The following is a 21,986-nucleotide window of genomic DNA, read 5'->3' on the forward strand; positions in this document are numbered from 1 at the left end:
TCATGGCCCGCCCGCTTTGCGGATCAGCGCAGCCTATGCTAGATCAGCGTCGCGGTCGAGCCAGTAGCGCTGCCTTGTGCATGAGGGGGTTACGACCCTCCGGCCGCGTCGATCATCTCCCGCCATTGCCGGTCGCTGACGACGTGGATGCTGTTCAGGAACAGCTCGCCCACGGCGCTTGCCTTGATGACGATCACATGAGGCCGGCCATCGATCCGGCGCGGCAGCATCAGCTTTGATCCCTCCACGACCGGCTCGTTGGCATCCAGCATCTCCTGGAGCGGCAATGCCGCGAGATCGAGGCCATGCTTGCCGACGATCTTGGCAGCATCGGCGGCCGAGACCGTGATGACGCGTGATGCGCCGGCGCGCGGCAACCGGGCCGCGACGGCATCGCTCAGCACAGCGACAGGCCAGCGCAGCCGGCCGATTTCGGCCTGCTGGGGCTCGAGCCGCCGCGCATGGTCGAAGCCGGCCTTGTTCCGCACGACATAATCAAAGGCCGGGTCCTGCCTGAGACCCGCCACCGCCGCGCGCCTGGCATCGTCCGAGCTCATGCGCTCGATGCGGGACACAAGCTCCTGCCCGGCCATGCGCTGGCGGCTCATTCCGGCATTGTTGTCCCAGCCAGGGTCGATGCCCTTCGGCACTGCCCTCGTCTGGCCGGTTGTTCTGGATGTCCATGGCTGTGGATCGAGCGGCGGCCTGCGCAGCTTAGCCGGCGGCAGGTCATCGCGCGGCTCCGATCGGGGGCGCGTGCGGCATTTGCAGCGCCAGCCATTGGGCGGGAAGTGGGTGCGCCACCATGGATCGTCGACCGGCAGCGTGGTCCCCACCCAGGCGCAGTGCTCGGGGCGCTTTCGCTCCGAAAGCGAGACGACATATTCGAGGAAAGGCAGGAAGTCCTTGTTCGCCTGCAGGTCGATCCATTCGCCGGCGGCCTGCGCCGAACGGATGTTGGCGTCGTAGATCAGGTTCAGCCGCCGCGCGCTGCCCAGTTGCTCTGTCACTGTTCTGCCCGTGGCGTCGACGCTTTCGCGGGTGCCCCACCAGCCCTTCGCCTTGAGCGTCGGCTCCAGCGCCTGGCGGAATTCATGGAAGGGCATGCCCTCGCCGATGGCCTTGCGCAGCTCGGTCTTGATGTCGTCGAGAATGTCGAAGCCGGCGCTGCGGGCGACCGTGAAGCCGAAGGCGTGCTCGGCCGGCGTGAAGGCATCCCAGGCGCGCGTCGCCACGGTCGGCCGCCGGTCGAAATAGCCGGTCACCGCGTCGCGGATGGCGCCGAGCTCGCTCACCTGATGCTTGCCCGCACAAAACGCCCGTGGGCGGCCGCGGCCTGCTCAGTGGCCACATGCGCGTGGCAACCTGCTCTTGGCCGTCCTGCCCGCTTTAAAACCGCTTCTCGGATCATTCCGAAGCCTCGGGCCGCTTGGCGGCGCGTCCGATGAGCGTGCCGACCGCGATCCGGCGCGCCAGCCGGGCAACCGGCAGGGTCGCGGCCATGGCGTTCAGCGCCTCCTCGAAGGCTGCGTAGCTCTGCGCCTGAGCGGCTGCCTCAGTGACCGCTTCGACGATGGGCGCGAGATCCGGCCGCCAGTCGGCCATCAGCTCGTCGACCAGCTTGTCGATCTCGTCCGTCTCGGCCGCGGTGTTCAGCGCCCGCCTTGTCTCGCCGCAGCCGGGGCAGCCTGCCCTGTCGAAGAGGCTGTTGAGCGCTGTGGCAGGCGGCGGCGCGGGCGTGGCTCTTTCTGGCGTTGCAGGGGCAGCGGCCGGCGGCGACAGCACCTCGTCGTCATCCTCGGGGTCGGTCAGGCCGAGCGGCTCGCGTACCTCGTCCTGGCGGACCTTGAGCCCGAGCGGCACCAGCTTGTGCAGCGCGTCGGCCAGCGCCGTGATGTCCCGCGCCACCCTGACCGGCAGAGCCACGCGCCACGCGCCATGAGCGTTGGGGCCGAAGTTCACGGCAACATAGGGCTCGATCAGCATCCGGTTGAGCGTGGCGGCGAGCTGGTCGGCATCGGCCTTCTTGATGTCGGTGCGCACCAGGTCGTGCACCTCGGCCTGCGCCTTGGAGGAGCCGGCATCGGCCGTCATGGTCTGGCCGATGATGGCCTTGGAGATCTGCTTGTCGAGATAGTCGGCCATGCCCTCAAAGGGCTTCTCGGAGAAGCCCTTGCTCTCGACGAACTCGATCTCCATCGACAGGGGAATGATCGCGGCCGCATCCGAGCCGAGATCGCGCACCGCCCGGAGCAGCACGGCCTTGTCCTCTGCCGAGGCTCCGGGGCCGTATTTGCCGAGGCGCAGCGGCATGCCGTAGACCTCGAGAAAGGTCATCCAGTCCTTCATGGTGAAGCTCTTCATCATGAAGGCCCAGGCAGCGAGGCGCGCGAGACCGGACCGCGCCGGCAGTCCCGATTTGAGCCTTGGGCAGTGGATGATCCATTTCAGGGGATCGAGCGGCACGCCGTCGGCGTTGGCGTCGGCGCGCAGCCTGAGCTCCGACAGTGTCTCGCGGTCAAACTGGAAGACGCGCGGATCATGCCGCTTGAACCGGGCGGGCCGCCAGCGCCTGGCGCCCGTCTCCCAGATGATCTCGACGGCAGCATAGCCCTTGCCGAGACCGTCCAGCAGATCGTCGATCAGCTCACCGAATTCCGGCCGGTCGAGAATGTCCTCGCGGATGGCGTCGGCGATCTCGTCCGCCTTCTGCTTCGCCTGCCGTCCCTTGAGCACGGGCTCGATGCCGGCGATCGCGCGCTTCCTCGTGGACAGCACCGAGGCGTATTGGAGCTCGCGCTCCTCCATTTCCTCGGCGAGGGTCAGGAAGTCGCGCATGTCGCCTTCCTGCGCCCGGCGCAGCGTGGCGGCGAGCCGTCCGGGCAGAAGGCCTGCGGCGACCGTCTCGCCGAAGAGCTGGCGCACGCCGGAGATGGTCGGCAGCTCGACCTCGCGGGTCAGCGCCCGGGGCTTGAGCGCCAGCCCGTCGGCACCGACGAGCGGCCGTCCGTCAATGCCCAGGATCGATGTTGACGTTGCCATCGCCGTGTCTCCTCACCAGAGCCCGTCGGGCCTGCGCCCGACCATGACGTCGCGCATGTCATCCATCGTCGACCGCAGGCGCAGGCCCGTGCGGGCGTCGGCGCCGTCGCGATCCGGCCGCGCGCGTGCCGATTGGTAGCCATAGTCCATCGCGCCGGCCGCGCGCGTCGCCTCATAGGCCAGCGCCAATGCGATCGCCGCGTCGCCATGGCGCGTGCCGCCCCCGGCCGATGCCTTGCGCAGGGCCGGCAGGGTCGCCACGCCGCGCAGCACCTTGAGAGCGCGCAGGTCGGCCGCGACGTCCGCGTCGCGCGGGATCAGGATCATGTCGTCCTCGAAGGCCGCCTTGAAGGGCGGCATGACCAGCCGGTAGAATTCCAGCGTGATCCGCACCGCCTCGGCCCCGTGCTGCAGCGCGAGCTCCTCGGCCATGCCAGCCCCGATGCCGGTGGCATCGACCTTGAATGCGATGCGGCGCGGCAATCCCTGCCAGAGAGCAACCGCCACCTGCGTCTGCTGTTCGAAGGGCAGGCGGTCCATCTCGATGAGGAAAGGGCAGACCCGGCGCATGGTGCGGCCGATCTGGAGCGGGGCCAGCACGCTCAGGTCGCGGTAGCGGCCGACGTCCATGCCGAGCGCCGATTGCAGCATGGGGTCGAGCCCCGCCAGCATGGCGGGCTTGAGTTCGTCGTCGATCCACGCGCCGATCTCGGCACGGCGACGATGGGCCGGCAGGTGCGTGAACGAGACGGGCACGGAGAGCCGAAGCACCGGCGCGTCATGCATGCGCGCCTCGATCAGCGGGCCGGGCAGGAACACGCCGGACCCCTGTGACGGGATGCAGTAGAGTTCCTCGTCCGCGCCGTCGCGGTAGTCGTCGACCAGCTTCTCGCGCCAGTCGGCCTCGGCTGCTGGCGACCAGGCGCCATGCTTGCCGCCATTGACGAGACAGATGCGCTCGAACAGTCCGTCGGCCAGCGCCTCATCCAGGTCGAAGCGGACGAGGCCGTAGCGGGCGCGGCCGGCTCGAATGTCGGTGATGACCTGATTGAACGGGTTGTCCGCGCCGTTGTGTGTCGAGATCACCAGAACCTTGCCGCCCCAGACCAGGAAGGCGAGCGCGGCCTTGAGCAGCTCGGCGAGGTTGTCGACGAAGGCCGCCTCGTCGAGGATCGCGAAGCCCTGCCGGCCGCGCAGCGAGCGCGGCTTCGACGAGAGCGCGACGATCGAGAAGCCCGAGGCGAAGTCGATCTTGAGCGCCTGGATGCCCTTGTCGGAGCCGTCGTCGAACAGGACCTCGGACATCGTGCCGGCGGCGCGTTCGAACAGGCGCGCCCACATCGCGGCCGCGTCGATGAACTCCTTCGCCATGTCATGGCTGGTGCCCATGTAGAGCGTGTCCATGCCGCCATCGGCGCGGCTCGATGCGGAGCGCAGCACGGCGTCGGCCGCGGCTCCCCAGGTCGCCCCGGTGCGGCGGCTCTTCTCGACGAAGACGACGTCATGGTCCTCGCAGGCCTGGCCGATCGCGCGCTGGTAGTTCAGCAGCGCCGGCGTCTCTTCCCAGCTCTCCGGCGTGGCGCGGCCCTGGGCTGCGCGCAGCAGCGCCCATTCATCGCGCGACGGCCTCGCGCTGACGTCGTCGGGCTCGTCAGGCGCCATCGCGGACCCCGAAGAGCTCGCGCCGGAACTCGCGCTTGGCCTCTGGCGACAGCCCGCGCAGCGCGCCAACCTTCTCGATCGCCGCCTCGGCCTGCTTGGCGAAATTCTTCTCGATCAGGATCTTCATGTCGGCCGTGACCTTCTTGGCCTGCTCGGCGTTCTTCAGCGCCAGCGCGAAGTTGGCCATCATCTCGGCCGACCAGTCGGCGGCCGGCACGCCGTCGGCGCGTTCGAGCATCTCGAAGATCAGCGTCTTGATGGTCTCGGCCAGCATGAGGGTCAGATCCTCGTCGCCGCCCTGCTCGAGCTTGCTGGCCAGCGCCGTGGCGATCTCGCGCGTCTCGGCGAGCCGGCGACCATGGGCTGCCAGGCGCATGGTCTTGCGGTTGAAGGCCGAGGACGAGATCTGCGGCGGGTCCATGACGCCCGCTGCAAAGGCCAACGCCCGCAGCTCCGCATTGAACTGATCGAGGATCTCGATCTGCGGCAGATCATTGTCGCGCAGCTTGCCAAGCGCCGCCTGCACGGCGGGCTCGGCCCATTCCGGCAGGAGGTCGATGGAAGAGAGCCGGCCGCGACCTCTTTTCATGACATGCGATCCCGCTCCGGCTTCATCGCTCACGCCTCCGGATCGGAGGGCGGCTTGACGCCTTCAAGACGGATGCGGCGGGCCAGGTGGTCGCGGCCGAGCGTGGTCAGGGTCGCGACGAGCACCGTCCCCTGTTCAGAGGCCTTGACGGCGCCGAGGTCGGCGAGATGCCGGATCTGCATGTGGATCCACGCCCGCGTGCGGTCGATCCCGAACAGCTGAAGCTCAGGCTCGAGCAGAGAAGACGACAAGGTGCCGTTCGGCTGCTCGCCCAGCGCCTTCAGGATGACGAGGCGCGCCTCCAGTTTCAGCCGTGTCTCGAAGTCGCTCATTTGGTGGTGTCCAGCATGTGTTCGTGCATTCGCTCCGCCATGCGCGCGACAGGCTTGAGGCGCTCGTCCATGGCCGCGAGCTGGCCCTTGAGCTCGGTCATCGCGATCTCCATGCGGTGGAAACCGGTCTTGTCGGGCAGGTGTGCGATCGCGTTCTCGACCTTGAGGATGCGGTCCTCGGCCGTGTCGATCTTGCCCTCGAGCGTCCTGATGCGGCCGTCCAGAATGCCCGCCTCCTTGGCGAAGGCTTCCTTGGTCACGAACTTGGTTGCGATGAGGATGGTGGCGAGCGAGCCCATCAGCGCGAGCGCGCCGCCATAGGACCGGACGAATTCGAGCACTGCGATGTCCATCAGCCTGTCTTCCGCCTGCACCAGGGCTTGCGCTTGGCGCGGCCGTCATAGGGCACGGCGAGGCCGGCCTCGATCAGCGCGCCGCCGACCGAGAGCCAGGTGCCGCCCTTGAGCACCTGCAGCTCGGCGACGACGCGCCCGTGAAACTTGTCCGGCCGCACGTTCAGGGTGCGGGTTGCCTGGCCCACAACCAGGTCCCGCGTGAACGCCAGCGCCTGTTGTCCCAGGGCGTGCTCGGCCGGGCAGGCCGCGCAGCTTGCTCCCCCTGAACGGGAGCGGGATCTCGATCGGCAGGCATGGGCCTCGGGCGCGTCGATGTTCAGTATCCGGATCGACGCTTCCTGCCCGATGCAGGGCAGACGGCCGCAAGGCCCGTCCATGAACCTGACCTCGACCGTGTCGCCATCGAGCACGGCCAGCACCTCGACCCTGAAAGGCCCCGGCGCGCGCCTCGCGGCGGCAGAGGCGCGCTTGTCGCCCGCTGCCGGGGATGCCGCCGCGCCGGGGAAGTCAAGGGAGGAAACGCCCAGGGAAAGAACCCCCGCGGGCAGTCCTTCGCCGGTGTCCCGGCGAAGCTCGAGATGCGGGCCGGCAAGGGCCACGCAGAACAGGAAGAAGGCCGTCAACCAGCGCATCAGCTTTGCCCCTCGCTTCGCCGGATCGCCCGGCAGGCCGGCTGGCGCCAGCCCTCGGCCGCGCAGACAGCGCGGCGCAGCATTCCGTAATCGGCGACATAGTCGGGCCAGATGTCCATGGCCGTGGCGCGTGTGATCTCGTAGGCGAGCCCGGCCTGCTCGGCCGGCGGATAGGCCTTCAGCTCGATGCGCGGAGCTGCGGCCAGCGTGACCGGCCGATCAGAAAACGCCTCGTCAAAAGCCATTCCGGCGCAGCCGCTCAACCACATTGCCGCGATCGCGAGGAGCGCCAAGTTCGTCATTCGCCGCATGTTCGGCCTCCCGCGCAGCGCGCTCCTGTTCCGCCGTGATCCGGTCGGCCTCCGCCGTCCGGATGGCATGCTCCCTCGCCCTCTCGCGCGCCCAGTCCATCAGCCCGCGCGCCAGCGCGAACAGATGGGCGAGGCTGGCGAGGAAGGCGCTCATCAGCCAATCTTCCTGACCGCGGAGACGCGGCCCCAGATGCCGACGACGAGGCCGCCGAAGGTGACGGCAGCCGTGAGCAGCGCCACGCCCTGGTCGACGATGACGGCCTGCGTGGCCGGATCGATGGTGACGCCGAACAGGCTGGCGATGAGGGCAAGGCCGGCGACGATCGGGCCGAGCACGCCTTTCGATGCGTACCAGGGCTTGGTCCGGGTTGCGGTCAGATCGGTCATGGAACGGTCCTTCAGGCAGCGTTGAAAACAGGTTGATTTCAGGCGGCGCGGCGGGCCTGCCGCAGCGCCTTGTCGAGCGCGGCGCGCACCTTGGCGGTCACGATGTCGGTGGCCTTGCCCGGCCCGAACTGCTGGCCGGTCCATGCCAGCACGGCGGCGCGGGTGCGCGGGCCGAAGTCGCCATCGTCAGTGAGCGGGAAGCCAAGTGCCGCCAGATCGCGCTGCAGGGCGGCGACAGCGCGCCCCTTCGAGCCCGGCATGAGCGTGGCCTCTTCCGCCTGGCTCGGCTGGGGCGGCGCGGGATCTGTCACGGCCTTGATGCCCGGATAGGCCGCCCAGGGCAGCTGGAAGTGAGGACCGTCGAAGAAGCTCTTCCAGTCGCCGCCCCACTCGACGCTGACCCCCATCTCGGTGGCGGCGCGGCGCATGGCGTCGGCAATGACATGATAGAGCGGCACTTCCCAGGAGATGCGGCCGCCAACCATGGCGACGACGTCGACGGCATGGGCGAGGCCGTTCGGCGCGAGGATGTGGCGGGATCGCAGCGTGCGCGTCGCGCCGCGCCTCAGCAGCTGCTTCTGCCGTGCGAGCGTGCGCGCCGTCTCAATCACCTGAAAGGGCTGCGCCGTGATCTCGGCCGCGCGGATCACGACCTTGCGCAGGTCGGGGTGCAGAAGCTCGAGTTTCTTGAGCGAGCTGGCGGTGAGCTTGGCGGACATGGCGGCGGGCCTCGGCAAGGGCGCCTGCATTGGCGCTTCGTTGCCACCCATCAAGCCGCTCAATCCCGGAATTCGGCGCGGTGAACCGGTTCACCGCCGGCCATCTTTCAGCCTGTATCGTCGAAGAGGGAGCGCTGGTCGCCGGCCCGGCGCGTGCGCGCCTTCGCCTTGGCCTTCAGCACGGCGCGGCGGGTGATGCCAGCCCGGGCGGCGATCTCGTTGGCCGGCAGATTGGCCTGAATGGCGTCTCCGATCAAGCGGGCCCTTCGGCGCTGCTCCGCAAGGTAGGATCCGGCCGGGCTGGCGGGCAGTTCGATCTCGGCGCCCTGAACCGTTCCGAAATGTGCGCCGATGGCCCTGGCGGCCGCCTCGCCGGCTGCGAGGGTGAGCCAGTGCTGCGGACCCGGGATGCGCGGGATCCAGACCCTCTGCCCGCCGCGCGCCCCGGCGACCGCGAGCGCGGCCGAGAGCCCGGCGCGGGCATCGCCCGTCGCGGCTTCGACCGCGTCGGCGATCTCCTGCAGGATGGCGGGCAGCGCATCTCTCACGCCCGGTCCCCCGAGGCGGGCTCGCGCAGGCGGATCGCCGTCATGTCGCCATCGAGCACGGTCACCAGCGTGCCGCGCTCCACCACGTAGCGCAGCCCGTCGACGACGATGGTGTAGCGCCCGGCCCTCATCTCCTCCGCCATGCCGGCGGCGCGGCCGAGCCCCTCCGCCATCGCCGCGCGGACGGCATCGATGTCGAGCCCGCCGGCCCGCTCGAGGAAGCGCACCAGGGCGTGATCGGAGATCCTGAGGCGGGTCATCGGGCTGGCCCTCCGGCCCTGGCGATGTTCTTGCGGTCCCTGGCCTGCAAGCCACCCGCCGCTTGACGGAACGGCATTGGCAAAGATTGATGTGCGCAGGGTCTTAAAGGGGTGAGAGCATGCGTATTGTTCTTCTGGTTGCGGCCTTCATGACTGCCGCTTTGAATTTGGCCAGTGCGCAGACGGCCGAACAGCTGGCCATGATCGAGAACGCTGTTCGAGCACGAGTGCTTTTGGAGAATTGCGATGCGGCCGAGATCAACGCAGCAACCTTGATGCGGGAAACACGGCGCGTTGGCCTTTCGCCCGAGGACCTGGCAGAGACCGGTCGGTTTGGTCCGGCGGTTGAGAAGCTTCTTGCCCAGGTGAATTCCGAGTACGCCACGTTTCAGGTTTTCACGCGCTGCAGGACGATCGCGGGCAGTCTGTTCGGCCCGGATGGGGTTCGATTGAAGAACCTTGTTGTCGAGTACGCCCCTCAGAGGGCGGCTACTCCACCCACCCCGTCCCCGTCCGCGCGAGCGCAACGTGTCACGCCCGCAGCCCCTGTTCTCGCTGGGGAAGACTTTGTCCTCGACTACAAGAAGTTCATCGGCAAGCGCGTTACCATCAGGGATTGCGTTATCGTCGGTGCCCGGCTCGAATTTGCTGGATGCTTCGTTGGCACCCCCGTGATGATCAACGTGCGATATGGCGATGCTGATCGATCGGTACGAAAGCGTGCCTTGGACCGATGCTCGGAAGTTGGCGTCAAGCGGGATTGTTTTGCCAGGGTAACCGGACGCGTCCGTAGAAGCATTACCGGCGAGGTGATTGGCTTGGACGGCGCGAGCCTTGAATGGCTGACCCCATAGAGCCTGAGCAACGGTCTGGATCATCGCTTTGGCCCTCCGGCTCTGGCAAGATCGTTCTTGCGCGCCAGCTCGAGGGCCATGGCGAGCGCCGCCTCGCGGCAGTCGGCCGGCACGGCAGCGAAAGCGCGGATCGCCGGCTCGTTGGCAGCCAGCCATTCGAGCGTCCGCGCCGCCGCGCCGAGGCGCTGGAGGTCATACTCCTCGGCGCTCTTGCCGCGCATCGGCTTCACGGAGAGGCCGCCCGCGAAGGAGCGTTGACGGGTCTCCGCGAGGCGCACGGCCTCGATCTGCTGGTTGAGCGAGATGCGGGGCGCGGTCATGACCGCGCTCCCAAGTTGCAGGCCGACCTGTTTTGGCACATTAAACGAGTGAAGGAATAGGCGACCATCAGCGTCTCCCCTTGACCATGGAGATCGCGGCAGCCGCAGCCAATGCTCCAGCAGCCACATGGAACCCGAGGACTGGAGCCGGCGCGCGGCGCACCTCCACTTTTCTCCGGCAGCCACCTTGGAATTCGCGCTCCGCCTGTGCCCTGCCTTTGACCTTGCGTGCCTTGTGGGCGGCTTTCCTTTGACGATCACCCTTCATCACTTGCCTCCCATCGACTGGCGCACCAGGCTGGCGTCCACGCCCAGCGCGGCAGCAATTTCAGCGAGGCTGTTGCCGGCCGCGCGCAGGCTCTTCGCCTGGCGAAACTGCAGGGCGGTCAGGGTCGGGGGCTCGCTCTCAGTCTGGTTTGGCGCATCAAGAGGATGGGCATCATGCCCGTTCTTCAGCTCGGCGACGCGCGCCATAAGCTGCTGGATAGCCTCGGCCTGCTGCACGAACACAGCGCGCAGGCCGGCGACGCGCTCCGCTCCCGGCTCCACTCCAAGCTCTTCGCCCAGCGCCTGCAGCGCTTCCTGCAGCGCGTAGATCTTGCCGTTCGTCTCATCTGCTGCTTGAGCCATGAGGCGGCAACGCCGCTCGGCATCTTTGTGCCCGGCCAGCGCGGTTTCCAGCTGGCTGCCAAGGCTTGCCGCCATGGCCTGCCATTCCGCTGCCTTGCGGATCTGTTCGTCCATTTCATGGGTGGCGTTGTTCGCCTCATTCTTCCAGCCGGCGGCTTCCTTGAGCGCCGCGCACAGGTCGGCCCGCACGTGATCGAGCTCGGCCATCATCATGTCGATCATCGGCCCGGCCGGCACCTCGGGCGTACCCAGCCTGCCCACCTGGGCATCCAGCGCAACGTCGCCTGTGGGCGCGCAGCGAGCTGAATAGGCGGCCTGGAAGAGGTCCGTGGCGTAAGCCGACGGGGTGCGCGCTGCCTTGCGGGCCATCTCGACCAGCTTGCCGAACTGCGCCTCGGGCAGCTTCAGCTCGATCACGCGCATCGCGCCGTCCGAGGTCGGCCGATGGATGGGCCGCGCCGCCTCATGGCTCAGCATGATGCCGGCAGCCTTGGCCGCAAGCCTGTCGGCGTTGCCTCTCGAAGTGCCGCGCCCGATCTGGGGCGCCTGCCGGTTGTCCTTCGCCTTCGCCAGCAGGCCGGCGATGGCATTGCGGCTCACGCCGATCTTCTCGGCGATCGCGGGCTCGCTCAGCCCCTCGGCGCGCAGCGCGACGGCGGCTTCGGTGCGGCTGGAATAGCCGAGCGTCGGCTTCGATGAGGGCATCAGGCCTGCTCCTGCTTGGCTCGGTCTTGCTTGATGCGGGCGATCCAGCCTTTCAGCGCTTCGGTGACGGATGTGCTCTGGGCAGGGGAGAGGAATTCGGGGGCGGCGACGCCCGTCTGGCGCCTGACGAAGGCGCGCAGGGCGGGCGCGCCCCTGGGGCCGCGGACCACCGCGCCGCAGGCCTGCAGCTCGCCCCAGAGCGCGTAGATGTGCCTGACATGGGCTGGCCGCCCGGCGCGGGCCGGCCGGGCGCGGAAGCCCAGCCGCTCGAATTCCGCCAGCACGCGGCCCCGCTCGGCTTCGGTCATTTCCCTCGCCGAGCTCTTGCCCGTGGCGCGCTCGAGGATGGCGCGATAGTCCTCCTCCTCGAGCGCGAGCTGCTTCTTCGCAATGTGGATCCTGGCGAGGGCGCTCATGGGGCGCTCCTCGCAGTGCTCGGAGCGGAGGCGGTGTTGATTGCGGCGAGCACCTTGATGCCGTTGTCCATCATGCGAAGATGAACGCGGCCATCGGCCCATGCGATCAGGTGCCGGCGCTCCAACGACCATATCGTCCGCGCATCGTGCTTCAGGAAGTCGACTGCATCGGCCGCAACCGCTCGCAGGAGCCTGACCTGCGCGTCCGTCAGCCGCTTCTCGCCATAGAGCGAGAGGCGCGTGTCGAGCCGGGCTTTCACGCCGCCCTCCTGTGGCTGGCGGCGAGCACGACGCGGCAGGCATGGGCCGAGACGTTCACCGCGCTCCTGCCGATGCGCAGCTTGACGCGGCCATGAAGATAGAGGTCCGCGATCTCGCCCTTGATCTCGCGCTCGCCGCCCTCCCAGGAGCGGACCGTGATGGCGACCACGTCGCCGATCGAAAGCTCCGGCGCGTCCTCGTTGAGGATGATGTCGTGGGCGGCCGTGATGGTCTCGGTCTCGGGCTTCTTGATGTCTTGAACGGTCATTGAAGGCTCCTGTTGGGGTGGGAGGTCGGTTGATGTGCGCGGGGCCGATCAAGGCTTGGCGTCGACACGATCGATCTCGCCGGCCAGCTCCCGCACGAAGGCGCGGGCTTCCTTGCTCATCTGATCGACGGCTTCGTCGAGCATCTCGGCGATGGGGCGCTTCCCGATCTGCTCGGATATCTCGTGGAAGACGCAGGCGAACAGCTCGGCGTCATTGAGCATGGCGTCCGCGATGTCCGTGTCGGTGACCGGGCAGCTCACTCTGAATTCGTTGGCCATGTCCGCCCCCTCACGCCGCAGCCAGGTCGATCGTGACCGGCTGGAAGGGATCGGTGGCCTTGGCGCGGCGGTAGAAGCGGACATACTCCTTGGTGCCGACCACGCGGATGGCGTCGCGGATCGCGTCCATCGCCTTCATCCAGCGGCTGTCCTCGATGTCGAGCCGCATCATCATGAACAGCTCGGCTTTGTTGATCTGGCCCTCCTTCTCGACCGAGAAGGCCTTGGCCACGAGCGCCTGGATTTCGGGGCGGCTCGATGCGCCCCATTCGAGCAGGCACTCGTCGATCAGCTTCTTGGCTTCCTGCAGCTGCGGGCCGAAGCTGATCTGGTCGGCAATCTGGATCTGGACCTTCATCAGCCCGTCGATGGTCATGAAGGTGACGTTGCCCTTCGAGCCGCCGGCCTTGCCGCCATACTCCTGCTGCAGCAGCTCCTGGAAGCCGTAGAGATCCGCGAAGGTGTGGGCCTTGAAGCGCGCGATCTGTTCCGAGAGCTCGGCGGCAAAGCGCATGACCTTGCGCACGGTCTCGTCCTGGAGCTTGTCGGCCGGCTTGACGAGCGCCAGCGGGATGAGCGCGCCCTTGGCGTCCCGCATGTAGGGCGCGCCGCCGACGTCGATGACGGGGCTTGCGATGATGGACGATGTCTCAGGCTGCATGTTCGGTCTCCAGATCCTGGGTGAGGGAAAGGGCGAGCGGCTCGCCATCGTCCGGCCCGAAGGTCTTGACGATCAGGGCGGCCATGGCGGCGATCTCGGCGTCCGTGGCCAGCATGGCCGCGCGGCGCGGGGCCTCATCGATGCGCCGGGCGACCGCGACGGGGTCGACGCTCTCGATCAGGTGCGTGAGGCTCGCGCGCTCCATGATGGAAAGCGTCATGCGCGCGGTCTCGTAGCGCAGGGCGAAGGCGGGATCGGAGGCGACCAGCTCGGCCGCGCGGCTCGCCCCATGCAGGGCGCGCGTGTGGTCGAGGTCGCACAGCGCCCGGCCGATGATCGTGTAGCTGGCCGTGGTCAGCTCCCGCGCCAGCCCCGCCGTGGCGAAGCGCGCCTCGACGATGGGCTGGGCGCGCCGCGTCGACTGGATGTCGCTGACGCTGACGCCCCAGACCTCGGCGGCCACGCTCATGATGTGAGCGACAGTGATGACGCCCTTCATCGGTCGCCCTCGATCGCGCATGCCAGCGCCTGCAGCTGGCCGCCCAGGGCCGCCAGCGTCAGCTCGCGGGCCGCGAGGTCAGCCGGCCTGCTGAGGATCGCACCGATGTCCCGGTCGATGCCGCGCAGGTTGGCGGCGATTTCCGAGGGCAGAAGCGGGCGGCGTAGGACGGGGCGAAGCTCCAGCGCCGGCCGGTTGCTGCGCCGGTCCCGCGCATCGAGCGCGCCGGCGATGGCGAGCATGGTCTGCTGATCAGGAACGCGGCTCATGCGGCGTCTCCGCCGTCATGCCCGTGGCGGGTGCGCTGGACGACCGGGAGGACGACCACAGAGGCGCTGCGGCGATGGTCCGTTTCGGCCGCGCCCTTGCTGCGCGGATCCGGCCCGGCCAGCACCATCTCCGTCACGTCGGCAAAGGCGTGGTTGGCGATCAGGGCCGCGGCCGCATCCGCGTCGCCGGCATCGAGCGCGGCCTGCAGCTCCGCCTGCTGGCGCGCCAGCAGGCTGCGGAGTTCGACGATCTCGCCACGCTTCTCCGAGATGGCGGGCGGGCGGAAACTGGAGGATGGGCCGCCGCGGCCGGCATGGGTGATCAGGTCGAGATCCCGCGCCACCGCCTCAAGGGCGTCGGCATCGTCGGCCCGGATCTCGAGCCTTTGCGCCGCCTCTGCCATGTCGGTGAGCTGGTCGACCAGCTCGCGGCAGGCGTCCACCGTCGGGCGCTGGTGGCTGTGGACATAGCGGCGCATCAGGCCGCGCAGATGCCGGAGGCGCGTGGAGAGCGGCGCAAGGCCTGAGGGGTCATCGTGCTGCATCGGGAGCCTCCATCTGATCTCTTCGGTTGGGGCAGGTCTTGCAGGCGTGGTAGAGCCGCGCCCGGGTGCTGTTGGTGGCGGCGAAGGGCCGCTTCTGCTCGGTGAGGCAGCGGTCCCGGCCGATCTCGCCGAGGATCGGGCACATCACCGTCTCAGCCATCAGTGCGCCCCGGATGCGGGCGCGGACCGAGATCATGTCGCCGAGATACTTGTTGGCGAGCACGGCCGAGACGGCGCCGGCCGAGTAGCCGACGCGGGCGGCAACTGCGCTCTGCGTTGCTGCGTTGCAGGCTTGCGCGAGGGCGACGACCTCCGGCGGCAGAGCTTCGCCCCAGGCGGCGCGCGCCTTGGCGAGGAAGTCGGTGGTGGTAGTTCCGGGCTGGGGGCCGCGCTTCATGCCGCCCTCCGCGATCTGTTAAGGTTAACGGCCCCGCTCAGGTTGCGGTCGACCAGGCCCGCCTTGGTGATCGCCGGCGCGAGCGGCCCCGTGTTGCGGTTGGGCAGCAGCCGCCAGTGCGCCGTCTGGCCCACAAGCCGGCGCGAGCCGAGTTCGGCGACATAGCCCGCCTTCTCCAGCGCCTTGACGAACTCACGGGCGCGGCGGGCGCTGATCTGGACCGTGTCGGTGGAGGCCGCGACCGCCAGCTCGATGACCGTGAAGCTGCGCAGGGCGCGCATCGCGGTCCAGAGCTGCTGGGCGCGCCGGCCGCGATCGTCGGCGAAGTCGGGCCGGCGCTGGATCGGGGCCGGCATGCGACGGTCGACGACGCGATACAGCGCGATCATCCGTCCGGCGATGCCGAGGCGTTCGGCGACCTTGATGATGGCTCCCTGCTCAACGCAGGCCGACACGTACTTCTTGACCGTGCCGTAGCTCGCGCCGTTCTGACGGCCGTGGATGTCGGCGACCGAGAAGCGGGCGTCGCTGAGCTCGACCATCACGGCCCAATAGTGCTGCGGGCTGCTCAGCCCGGAGGGTGGGGAGTGGCGCTTCATGCCGCCCTCCTCGACTGGCGGGGCGGCGCGCTGACGGGCTGGAAGCCGCCTGAATAGGAGGCGGCGCTGAGTTCGGTCGCGCCCTGCTCGAAGGCCCATTCCTTGATGCGGTCGAGGTTGGTGACGATGCGCCGGGCCTTGCCCTGGCTCGCCGTCATGATGGCGGTGATGATGTCGTCCGCGAAGGAGAGGCGCGGCGCGAAGATCGCGGCGAGCTTCCTCGTGTCCGCCGCGTCGCAGGGCTGGGCGGCGACCCATTCGAGCACCCGGTTGTGGGTGCGCTCGGAGCGCTCCAGCTTGTGCGGCAGCGCCTCCTCGCCGATCAGGATGACCGGCACCTGCGCGCTCTCGTGGATCTCGCGCACCAGCTCGATCATGCCCTTGTCGATCAGCTTGTCGGCCTCGTCGATGATCAGCGGCGGCGCGTCGCGGGCCGCCAGCTTCTCGATCGCCATCTCGGCGAGCGCCGGAATGGTGCCCTTGGGCCGGGGTTCGCCCAGCTCGCGGAGGATCGCCTGCAGCAGCGTCTTCTTGGTCCAGCTGTCGCCGATCTCGACGCGGGCTGCGTTGGTCTTGTTGCTCAGGTAGATCGCGGCATAGGTCTTCCCGTAGCCCGAGAAGCCGTGCATCACGCCGATGCCGGGCAGATGCGGGCCGCGATCCTTCAGCCGCTGGTGCAGCTGCATCATCAGGACGACGTTCTTCAGCGCCGCGAAGCTGGTGGTCGGCGGGGCTTGTGCGGGAGGCGGTGGGTGTGTCATGCTCTCTTCCGTTCAGTTTGATCTGCACAGAAGCCGTTCCGGATTGCGCCCGGGGCGGCTTCGCCTTTTGGGGGCTGCTCAACGCAACGCCGCCTCCCCGAAATCCCGATAGGCCGCATCCATGGCCCGGAAGGCCGCGCTGTCGGCGAAGCTCACCATCCAGAGCGTGTCTTCCGGCGCGATCGCCTGGCCGAGCTCGAGCAGCTCGGTGAGCTCCCGGTAGCGGCGGTACAGCTGCTGGGGCGTCGGCCCGGACCGCAGCTTGCGAACCGGTTCCGGACGGGGCTGCGGCGCGCCGGCGAGATCGGCCTCGATCTCGGCTGCCAGATCCCGCTCCTTCGCCGTCATCTCGCGCGCCGTGGGGCCAGCCTTGGCCGGCATCACCAGCGCGGCTTCATCGAGCGCCGGGGTCGAGACGGGGCTGGCGCGGCGCGGCAGCTCGACGAGCTTGCCAGCGTTGATCGCAGCCTGCCGGGCAATGGCGTCCGCCGCGTCGCGCGGCTTGAAGGCGGCCGCGGCCTTCCGGATCGGCGCGGTGCCCTCGGCGATGATGCGCTTTTGCGCCGCGCGGACCTGGGCCAGCGCCGTGGCGCGGTCGATGCCGCGCAGCTCCGGGCAGATGGCCGTTCCCAGATAGGTCTCGGCGTCGGGATCAAAGCACCAGACCGCGCCGAGATCGGCCGGATCGAGCCGGACCAGCACGCGTGTCCCGGGCATCAGGTCTGGCGAGAGATACCAGCTGCCCTCGATCTTGAGGCCCTGCTTGGCGACGATGCGGGTGCCGTCGCCGCCCGCGATCGGAGCCAGCAGCACGCCGAGCGCAGCCTCGTCCTCGATCCGGCGGACAGGGTGCGGCCAGGAGGCGGCGCGCGCGAAGGGCGTCTCGCCGTCCAGCCCGCCATGGGCGCGGTGGGCGTAGCGGTCATTCGCCCAGGCATCGGCACGGGCCTGCAGCTCCGCCGCCGTCAGTTCTACGTTGAAGGCGCGCGCGTCGTCGAGGCCGAGCCTGGCGGAGAAGGCCTTGCGGCTCTCGATCACCTTGCGGTCCGCGACCGAATGGCCGACGAAGCCGGGCAGCGTGGCGCAGAAATCGCGCTGGAAGGTGCCGATGGCGCGCTCGACCGCGCCCTTCTGCTCGGGCGAGAAGGGCGTCGATGTCTCGGTCTCGATTTCGAGCGCGGCGAAGAGGCGCTTGGTCCAGCGCGCCACGAAGTCCGAGCCGTTGTCGGTCTTGACGAGGTCGGGAACGCCCCAAGCGAGAAGCGCCTTGCGCATCAAGAGGCCCACGGCCTCGGAGCGGGCCGTCTTGGTGACCAGCACGATGAGGCGGCGGGACCAGTAGTCGATGCAGACATAGACCGCGTGGCGGCCGTCGGTGCACAGCGCATCCACCGGCGAGGCGTCGATCTGCCAGAAGGCATTCAGCGCCGTGGCCTTGTGCTGGTAGCTGCCGGAGACGCGGCGCGTGCTCTTGAAGGCGTCGGGATTGGTGATCGCGAGCAGCTCATCCTGGTGTTCGGAGCGCCAGCGCTTCAAGGCCCCTTGAAAGGCCCTGAGCGTTGGGAAGGGATGGGCGCGGCCGCCATGCTGGAGCGTGTCGCCGAAGCGGTCGATCAGCACCGTGCGGATGTGGTCCGCCGAGAGGTGCGGGTTGTGGGCCGTGAGCCCCAGCGCCGTCAGCCTGATCTCGCCATCCTTGTAGACATCGAGCAGCCCCTTGCCGCGCCGGGCAGCGCCACGGTCCACCGCGAGCGCGTCGATGTCCCCGCCCTTGGCCTTGGCCAGCCATGCGGAGAGCGTGCGCACGGACAGGCGCGGAATGGTGTCGAGCACCCATTTCGGCGCGTCGATCTTGCCGATGTTGTAGAGGTCGACGAAGTAGATGATCGCCGTCGTGGCCTTGAGCTCGGCCGTGCGGCGGAAGGCGCGCCAGGCGCCCAGAATGGCGATGCGCGCGTCCCGTTGCAGCATGGCAGGCGAGGGCAGGCCGGGCCGCGCATCGGGCGCGGCGAAGATGGCGAGCGCCGCGTCCTCGCCGCGCTCCGCCCCGATGAGCGCCACGCGCGCCGCTGCAGGCAGCAGCTGGACATGATACTCGAGCCCGCCGCCCTTGCCCTCGCGCGGGCGGCACAGCGAAGCGAAGCGGTCCCAGCCCTCGCGGGCGGCCAGCGCGTTGATGTTGCGCTTGGTGGCCGGCATTTCCGGCAAGGCGAGCTCGGCGAGCTCCGACGGCGTGTACCAGAGCTTCATGGGCGTGCCCCCTCGGGCAACGCGTGCATGATGCGCTCCAGGACAAACCCGATCAGGCCGGCGGATTGATCAGGCGAGATGCGCTCATCGAGCCTGCACGCGAGCGCTGCAGCCTCAAGCGCAGCCAGCTGGGGCGTGATCGCCATGTCGACAAGGACGCTGCCGGTGCGGCGTCGCGCACGGGCATAGAACTCTGCCATCAGCAGGCGGCCGTCACCTTGCGCGATGAGGTCCAGAAGGTCTTTCGCTGCGCCAGAGGCTCCATAGAGCCCGTGACCCACGTTCATCTCGAGGACTGACAGCCTCATGATGCGTCTCCCTTCGCGGCCTTTGCCTTGCGGGCGGCGGGAGCGCGCATGCCCAATGGCCCGTCGAACTGCGCGACGTATTGCCGGATGGAGGAGCGGGCCTTGTTGCTGGCGCGGCCCCAGATGCCGAGGAAGGCCTGAAACACCTTCTCGTCCGGATCGTCGATCCGTGGTGCGCCGATGCCGGCGATGTTCTTCGCCCGGTCGACATTCGGTGCGCCTTCAGCGAGCGTCCTGGCGACAGTCAGCCGCTCCTCGGTGTCCTCGATCTCGGCGAGGCGCTTCAGCTGCTGGCCATTGTCGGCGATCGGCGAGGCGCGCAGGTGTGCGATGATTTCGGGGGTGAGCGTGTTGTAAAGCACCCTCGTCCGTTGGATCGTCTTCGCCGCCAGACCAACGCGGCGGGCCGCTTCGCTGTCGAATGAAGACCAAAGGGACAAGTTTTCCCTTTGATTTTTCTCCAGCCACTTCTTTGACTTTCGATCGCCCCCGCGAACTTCCGGCGCGTTCTCTCGCTCGAATATCTCCGAGAGCCTGCCAACGAAGATGGTTCTGTCGAGCGCGTTGAGTTCGTTGCGGATCAGGTTGGCATGGATCTCGTGTTTCTCACGCTCCCTGTCCGTCATCTCGCGCACGTACACGCGGATGCGGGTCCATCCGAGCAGCTTGGCCGCTTCGTAGCGATGCTCGCCATCGACCAGCAGGAGCGAGTTAGAGCCCGGCATGACGGCAACGGCGATAGCCTGACCTTGCCCTGCCTCATTGAAGCTGACGGCGAGCGCTTCGACATGGTCGCGGCTCACAAGCCGTAAGCGCTCGGGCACCACAATAGCGTCGATCTCGACCTCGCGGTCACCGAGATTGTCACGGAGGTCGGCGGTCGTGACCGCGCGTGGCGGAATGAACGCGTCCGACATCACGCGGCCTTCCGCCTGATGACGTGGCGGCGCTGGCCGCAATCGTCATAAAACACGGGCCAAATGACTTGCGGCGGTTGCCCCAGCGATCTGGCAATGAGGTTCTGGACCTTGGGGTACGGCGTCGTCAGTCCCTTGTAGAAGGTGAAGCGCGACATCCCCGATTGATCAGCGAGGGCTGCTGCGGTTGTGCCCTTCTCACGCAGGGATGCGAGGATCTTCTCGCGGCTCCAATTCACGGCCATTGGGTGTCCATCTCGTCAAGCCAGGTCTGGCGTGTTAACCACACATGTGCGGGTCACTTGTGGGGAATACGCCATATGTGGCTTAATCTGTCAATGGCGACAAGCCAGTTTTTGTAAGATCGGCCGGTTGTGACTAACGACGATGAAGCTGCGCTCGCTGAGCGGCTCAAAGAAGCTGTGGCCCAAGCCGGTGGCGTGCGGGTTGTCGCGCGCATCTCGGGCGTGCCGGAGCGGACTTTGACGCGATATCTCGGAGGTGGAAGCGAGCCGCCGGCGTTGACGCTCGGGCGGATCGCGCGCGCGGTCGATGTCAGCCTGGATTGGCTTGTTGGCAAGGGTGATCGCGCCACAACAAGCCGATCCGCTCAGCCAGATATGGCCGGCGGCGACCATGCAGACAGCGATACCGTTCTGATTCCTCTCATGAGCGCGGTCGGCAGCGCCGGAACCGGTATTCAGAACCATGACGTCGAGGTGCTCAGGAGGCTGCCGTTCTCACGTCAGCTGCTGCAGCGGCTGGGCGTTCGCGTTCAATCCGCCCAGTTCATCCAGCATTCGGGGGACAGCATGTTCCCAACCCTTCAGGACGGCGGGGTGAGCCTTGTGGACACCTCCCGCACGAGGGCCAGCGACGGCAAGATCTATGCGCTCATGATCGGCGACGATCTAGTCATCAAGCGCCTGCAGCTCGGCGTAAAGGGATTGACGCTGATCAGCGACAACGCCGACAAATACCCGCCCGAGACCCTCTCGGGTTATGACCTCGACCAGGTGAAGATCATGGGCCAGGTGTTCTGGTCAGGAGGTGTGGTGTGAGACTGCTGCTCGTCGCTTTTATGTTCTTCGCACCTGGTCTCGCTCAGGCCGGCTCATGGTCCAGCGATACGTTTCACCAGGCCTTCAACGCAGCTGCAAAGAAGGCAGGCGTGTCGATGAGCCTGCGAAAGATCAGCTGCGATGCAGACCGCGATTGCCGGTTCGCCCTCGGGGAGAATGTCAGGGCAGAAGCGCGCGGCGGCGACGAGCTTGACGAGGTGGCGTTCTATATTCCCGCGAGCAGCGAACAGGCTCAGCGGCGGCGTGCCGCTCTTGAGGCCGGTCGCATTCTGGGGGTGTTGGTCGGAGCTTTTGATGATCGCACCGCGGCGCAGAGAAGCGCCATGGTGGCGACGCTTCTCGATCAGGCAACAGGGCCAACGCGCCGCGGCGAGCAGCGCCTTGAACGCGGCGTCATCGTGCTTTCGGCAACGCAGCCGGACAGCTTTCGGGTTTACCTGACGCGTTGACGAAACGCGTCCTGCCACGGCGAGGGGAAGTGCCATGTCGACGCAAGAGCATGACGCCAGATCAGCAAATACATGGCCTACGCCATCACGGCGACGGTTCGTCTCGCTTCTTGCGGTGTCCGTTCTGCTCGGCACCTCAGGCGGCGCAGCCGAGGCGCGCGGCAACCGTCCATGCTCCGGGCGAAAGGGCGGCGTCAGGCGCTGCGAAGGGTCTCTGTTCATCTGCAATGACGGCTCCGCAAGCCGCTCGAAACGAACATGCGCTCGCCCGGACGATGACGATGCGGCCGGCGCAGGCGGTGCATCGGGAAGCCGCCGCTCCGGAGGGCGCGGTCGCTCGACGCGGGGGAAGCGGGCTAGTCTTGCCGCCGAGGAGAAGCCGCTTTGACCGCTCCGGATGGCATCGCGCCGCCTATCCGGCGGCGTCAGCTCCAGGAGGCCTATGTGATCGAAGACGCTCGCGGCGTCAGCCTCGGCTACGTGTATTTCGAGAACGAGAGCGGCCGCGCGACGCAGGTCAAGCGCTTGAGCAGCGAGGCGGCGCTGGCAGTGGCGCGCATCTATGCCAGGGCGCTGCAGGATGCTCTCGGCGGGGCCACTGATGGGCTGCCTGACGACCGCTTCAATGCCGGTTGAAGGCCCTTTTCAGCATCCCAGTTAGCGTGGGCGCCTTGAGCC

The 21,986-nt window shown here is 68.0% G+C and carries 34 protein-coding genes; 4 read left to right on the top strand and 30 right to left on the bottom strand.

The window, feature by feature from the left end; all coding sequences use genetic code 11:
- Positions 1-89: 89 nt before the first annotated feature.
- The 13 genes from HEQ16_05050 to HEQ16_05110 all read right to left on the bottom strand — a co-directional run bounded on the left by HEQ16_05050 (position 90) and on the right by HEQ16_05110 (position 8,838).
- The gene (locus tag HEQ16_05050; protein MCO4053411.1) at positions 90-1,295 is read right to left on the bottom strand and encodes a hypothetical protein; all 1,206 of its coding nucleotides are present in this window, start codon (positions 1,293-1,295) and stop codon (positions 90-92) included.
- Between the two features lie 112 nt (positions 1,296-1,407).
- A complete protein-coding gene (locus HEQ16_05055; GenBank protein MCO4053412.1) occupies positions 1,408-3,042 on the bottom strand; it encodes a DUF935 domain-containing protein in 1,635 nt (544 codons plus the stop codon).
- A gap of 12 nt (positions 3,043-3,054) precedes the next feature.
- Positions 3,055-4,704, bottom strand: coding sequence for a hypothetical protein (locus HEQ16_05060; protein MCO4053413.1), 1,650 nt, complete (start codon positions 4,702-4,704; stop codon positions 3,055-3,057).
- Positions 4,694-5,293 (bottom strand): DUF3486 family protein, encoded by a 600-nt coding sequence (locus HEQ16_05065; GenBank protein MCO4053414.1) that lies wholly within the window; start codon positions 5,291-5,293, stop codon positions 4,694-4,696. The genes HEQ16_05060 and HEQ16_05065 overlap by 11 nt, the downstream gene beginning before the upstream one ends.
- Before the next feature lie 29 nt (positions 5,294-5,322).
- Entirely contained in the window at positions 5,323-5,625 is a 303-nt protein-coding gene (locus tag HEQ16_05070; GenBank protein ID MCO4053415.1) for a hypothetical protein, read from the bottom strand.
- Positions 5,622-5,978, bottom strand: a complete 357-nt coding sequence (locus tag HEQ16_05075; GenBank protein ID MCO4053416.1) for a DUF2730 family protein — start codon at positions 5,976-5,978, stop codon at positions 5,622-5,624. Before HEQ16_05075 ends, HEQ16_05070 begins: the two co-directional genes overlap by 4 nt.
- Complete coding sequence (locus HEQ16_05080) at positions 5,978-6,613, bottom strand: hypothetical protein (GenBank protein ID MCO4053417.1); 636 nt, start codon at positions 6,611-6,613, stop codon at positions 5,978-5,980. Before HEQ16_05080 ends, HEQ16_05075 begins: the two co-directional genes overlap by 1 nt.
- Complete coding sequence (locus HEQ16_05085; GenBank protein ID MCO4053418.1) at positions 6,613-6,858, bottom strand: hypothetical protein; 246 nt, start codon at positions 6,856-6,858, stop codon at positions 6,613-6,615. The genes HEQ16_05080 and HEQ16_05085 overlap by 1 nt, the downstream gene beginning before the upstream one ends.
- Positions 6,848-7,078: a hypothetical protein gene (locus HEQ16_05090; protein MCO4053419.1), complete on the bottom strand. Its 231-nt coding sequence runs from the start codon at positions 7,076-7,078 to the stop codon at positions 6,848-6,850. Before HEQ16_05090 ends, HEQ16_05085 begins: the two co-directional genes overlap by 11 nt.
- The gene (locus tag HEQ16_05095) at positions 7,078-7,311 is read right to left on the bottom strand and encodes a hypothetical protein (protein MCO4053420.1); all 234 of its coding nucleotides are present in this window, start codon (positions 7,309-7,311) and stop codon (positions 7,078-7,080) included. Before HEQ16_05095 ends, HEQ16_05090 begins: the two co-directional genes overlap by 1 nt.
- 38 nt (positions 7,312-7,349) lie before the next feature.
- A complete protein-coding gene (locus HEQ16_05100; protein ID MCO4053421.1) occupies positions 7,350-8,030 on the bottom strand; it encodes a hypothetical protein in 681 nt (226 codons plus the stop codon).
- Between the two features lie 107 nt (positions 8,031-8,137).
- Positions 8,138-8,578, bottom strand: a complete 441-nt coding sequence (locus HEQ16_05105) for a hypothetical protein (GenBank protein ID MCO4053422.1) — start codon at positions 8,576-8,578, stop codon at positions 8,138-8,140.
- The gene (locus HEQ16_05110; GenBank protein MCO4053423.1) at positions 8,575-8,838 is read right to left on the bottom strand and encodes a hypothetical protein; all 264 of its coding nucleotides are present in this window, start codon (positions 8,836-8,838) and stop codon (positions 8,575-8,577) included. The genes HEQ16_05105 and HEQ16_05110 overlap by 4 nt, the downstream gene beginning before the upstream one ends.
- A 119-nt stretch (positions 8,839-8,957) precedes the next feature.
- Between HEQ16_05110 and HEQ16_05115 the strand changes: the two genes are divergently transcribed.
- The gene (locus HEQ16_05115; protein ID MCO4053424.1) at positions 8,958-9,692 is read left to right on the top strand and encodes a hypothetical protein; all 735 of its coding nucleotides are present in this window, start codon (positions 8,958-8,960) and stop codon (positions 9,690-9,692) included.
- 20 nt (positions 9,693-9,712) lie between these two features.
- Here HEQ16_05115 and HEQ16_05120 read toward each other — a convergent pair whose 3' ends face one another.
- The 17 genes from HEQ16_05120 to HEQ16_05200 form a co-directional block, all read right to left on the bottom strand.
- Positions 9,713-10,012: a hypothetical protein gene (locus HEQ16_05120; protein MCO4053425.1), complete on the bottom strand. Its 300-nt coding sequence runs from the start codon at positions 10,010-10,012 to the stop codon at positions 9,713-9,715.
- 267 nt (positions 10,013-10,279) lie between these two features.
- Entirely contained in the window at positions 10,280-11,347 is a 1,068-nt protein-coding gene (locus HEQ16_05125; GenBank protein MCO4053426.1) for a hypothetical protein, read from the bottom strand.
- Complete coding sequence (locus HEQ16_05130; protein MCO4053427.1) at positions 11,347-11,763, bottom strand: regulatory protein GemA; 417 nt, start codon at positions 11,761-11,763, stop codon at positions 11,347-11,349. The genes HEQ16_05125 and HEQ16_05130 overlap by 1 nt, the downstream gene beginning before the upstream one ends.
- Positions 11,760-12,023: a hypothetical protein gene (locus HEQ16_05135; GenBank protein MCO4053428.1), complete on the bottom strand. Its 264-nt coding sequence runs from the start codon at positions 12,021-12,023 to the stop codon at positions 11,760-11,762. The genes HEQ16_05130 and HEQ16_05135 overlap by 4 nt, the downstream gene beginning before the upstream one ends.
- Positions 12,020-12,292: a hypothetical protein gene (locus HEQ16_05140; protein ID MCO4053429.1), complete on the bottom strand. Its 273-nt coding sequence runs from the start codon at positions 12,290-12,292 to the stop codon at positions 12,020-12,022. Before HEQ16_05140 ends, HEQ16_05135 begins: the two co-directional genes overlap by 4 nt.
- Positions 12,293-12,340: 48 nt before the next feature.
- Positions 12,341-12,571, bottom strand: coding sequence for a hypothetical protein (locus HEQ16_05145; GenBank protein ID MCO4053430.1), 231 nt, complete (start codon positions 12,569-12,571; stop codon positions 12,341-12,343).
- Between the two features lie 10 nt (positions 12,572-12,581).
- Positions 12,582-13,232: a DUF3164 family protein gene (locus HEQ16_05150; protein MCO4053431.1), complete on the bottom strand. Its 651-nt coding sequence runs from the start codon at positions 13,230-13,232 to the stop codon at positions 12,582-12,584.
- Entirely contained in the window at positions 13,222-13,731 is a 510-nt protein-coding gene (locus HEQ16_05155; protein ID MCO4053432.1) for a hypothetical protein, read from the bottom strand. Before HEQ16_05155 ends, HEQ16_05150 begins: the two co-directional genes overlap by 11 nt.
- A complete protein-coding gene (locus HEQ16_05160) occupies positions 13,728-14,000 on the bottom strand; it encodes a hypothetical protein (GenBank protein ID MCO4053433.1) in 273 nt (90 codons plus the stop codon). Before HEQ16_05160 ends, HEQ16_05155 begins: the two co-directional genes overlap by 4 nt.
- Positions 13,997-14,545, bottom strand: coding sequence for a hypothetical protein (locus tag HEQ16_05165; protein ID MCO4053434.1), 549 nt, complete (start codon positions 14,543-14,545; stop codon positions 13,997-13,999). Before HEQ16_05165 ends, HEQ16_05160 begins: the two co-directional genes overlap by 4 nt.
- The gene (locus HEQ16_05170; GenBank protein MCO4053435.1) at positions 14,532-14,942 is read right to left on the bottom strand and encodes a transcriptional regulator; all 411 of its coding nucleotides are present in this window, start codon (positions 14,940-14,942) and stop codon (positions 14,532-14,534) included. Before HEQ16_05170 ends, HEQ16_05165 begins: the two co-directional genes overlap by 14 nt.
- A complete protein-coding gene (locus HEQ16_05175) occupies positions 14,939-15,541 on the bottom strand; it encodes a hypothetical protein (protein ID MCO4053436.1) in 603 nt (200 codons plus the stop codon). The genes HEQ16_05170 and HEQ16_05175 overlap by 4 nt, the downstream gene beginning before the upstream one ends.
- Positions 15,538-16,302 carry an AAA family ATPase gene (locus tag HEQ16_05180; protein MCO4053437.1) on the bottom strand — a complete coding sequence of 255 codons (765 nt, stop codon included), beginning with the start codon at positions 16,300-16,302 and terminating at the stop codon, positions 15,538-15,540. Before HEQ16_05180 ends, HEQ16_05175 begins: the two co-directional genes overlap by 4 nt.
- Positions 16,303-16,380: 78 nt before the next feature.
- Complete coding sequence (locus HEQ16_05185; GenBank protein ID MCO4053438.1) at positions 16,381-18,552, bottom strand: DDE-type integrase/transposase/recombinase; 2,172 nt, start codon at positions 18,550-18,552, stop codon at positions 16,381-16,383.
- Positions 18,549-18,860, bottom strand: coding sequence for a hypothetical protein (locus tag HEQ16_05190; GenBank protein ID MCO4053439.1), 312 nt, complete (start codon positions 18,858-18,860; stop codon positions 18,549-18,551). Before HEQ16_05190 ends, HEQ16_05185 begins: the two co-directional genes overlap by 4 nt.
- Positions 18,857-19,687 carry a ParB N-terminal domain-containing protein gene (locus HEQ16_05195; protein ID MCO4053440.1) on the bottom strand — a complete coding sequence of 277 codons (831 nt, stop codon included), beginning with the start codon at positions 19,685-19,687 and terminating at the stop codon, positions 18,857-18,859. Before HEQ16_05195 ends, HEQ16_05190 begins: the two co-directional genes overlap by 4 nt.
- Positions 19,688-19,776: 89 nt before the next feature.
- The gene (locus HEQ16_05200) at positions 19,777-20,022 is read right to left on the bottom strand and encodes a transcriptional regulator (GenBank protein ID MCO4053441.1); all 246 of its coding nucleotides are present in this window, start codon (positions 20,020-20,022) and stop codon (positions 19,777-19,779) included.
- A gap of 129 nt (positions 20,023-20,151) precedes the next feature.
- Here HEQ16_05200 and HEQ16_05205 point away from each other — a divergent pair, with 129 nt between their 5' ends.
- The 3 genes from HEQ16_05205 (at position 20,152) to HEQ16_05215 (ending at position 21,944) form a co-directional block, all read left to right on the top strand.
- Positions 20,152-20,838, top strand: coding sequence for a helix-turn-helix transcriptional regulator (locus tag HEQ16_05205; protein MCO4053442.1), 687 nt, complete (start codon positions 20,152-20,154; stop codon positions 20,836-20,838).
- Positions 20,835-21,308, top strand: a complete 474-nt coding sequence (locus tag HEQ16_05210; protein MCO4053443.1) for a hypothetical protein — start codon at positions 20,835-20,837, stop codon at positions 21,306-21,308. The genes HEQ16_05205 and HEQ16_05210 overlap by 4 nt, the downstream gene beginning before the upstream one ends.
- 384 nt (positions 21,309-21,692) lie before the next feature.
- On the top strand, positions 21,693-21,944 hold the full coding sequence (locus HEQ16_05215; protein MCO4053444.1) for a hypothetical protein: 252 nt from the start codon (positions 21,693-21,695) through the stop codon (positions 21,942-21,944).
- The last annotated feature ends 42 nt before the right edge of the window (positions 21,945-21,986 follow it).

The sequence above is a fragment of the Bosea sp. (in: a-proteobacteria) genome (assembly GCA_023910605.1).
Classification (GTDB): Bacteria; Pseudomonadota; Alphaproteobacteria; order Rhizobiales; family Beijerinckiaceae; genus Allobosea.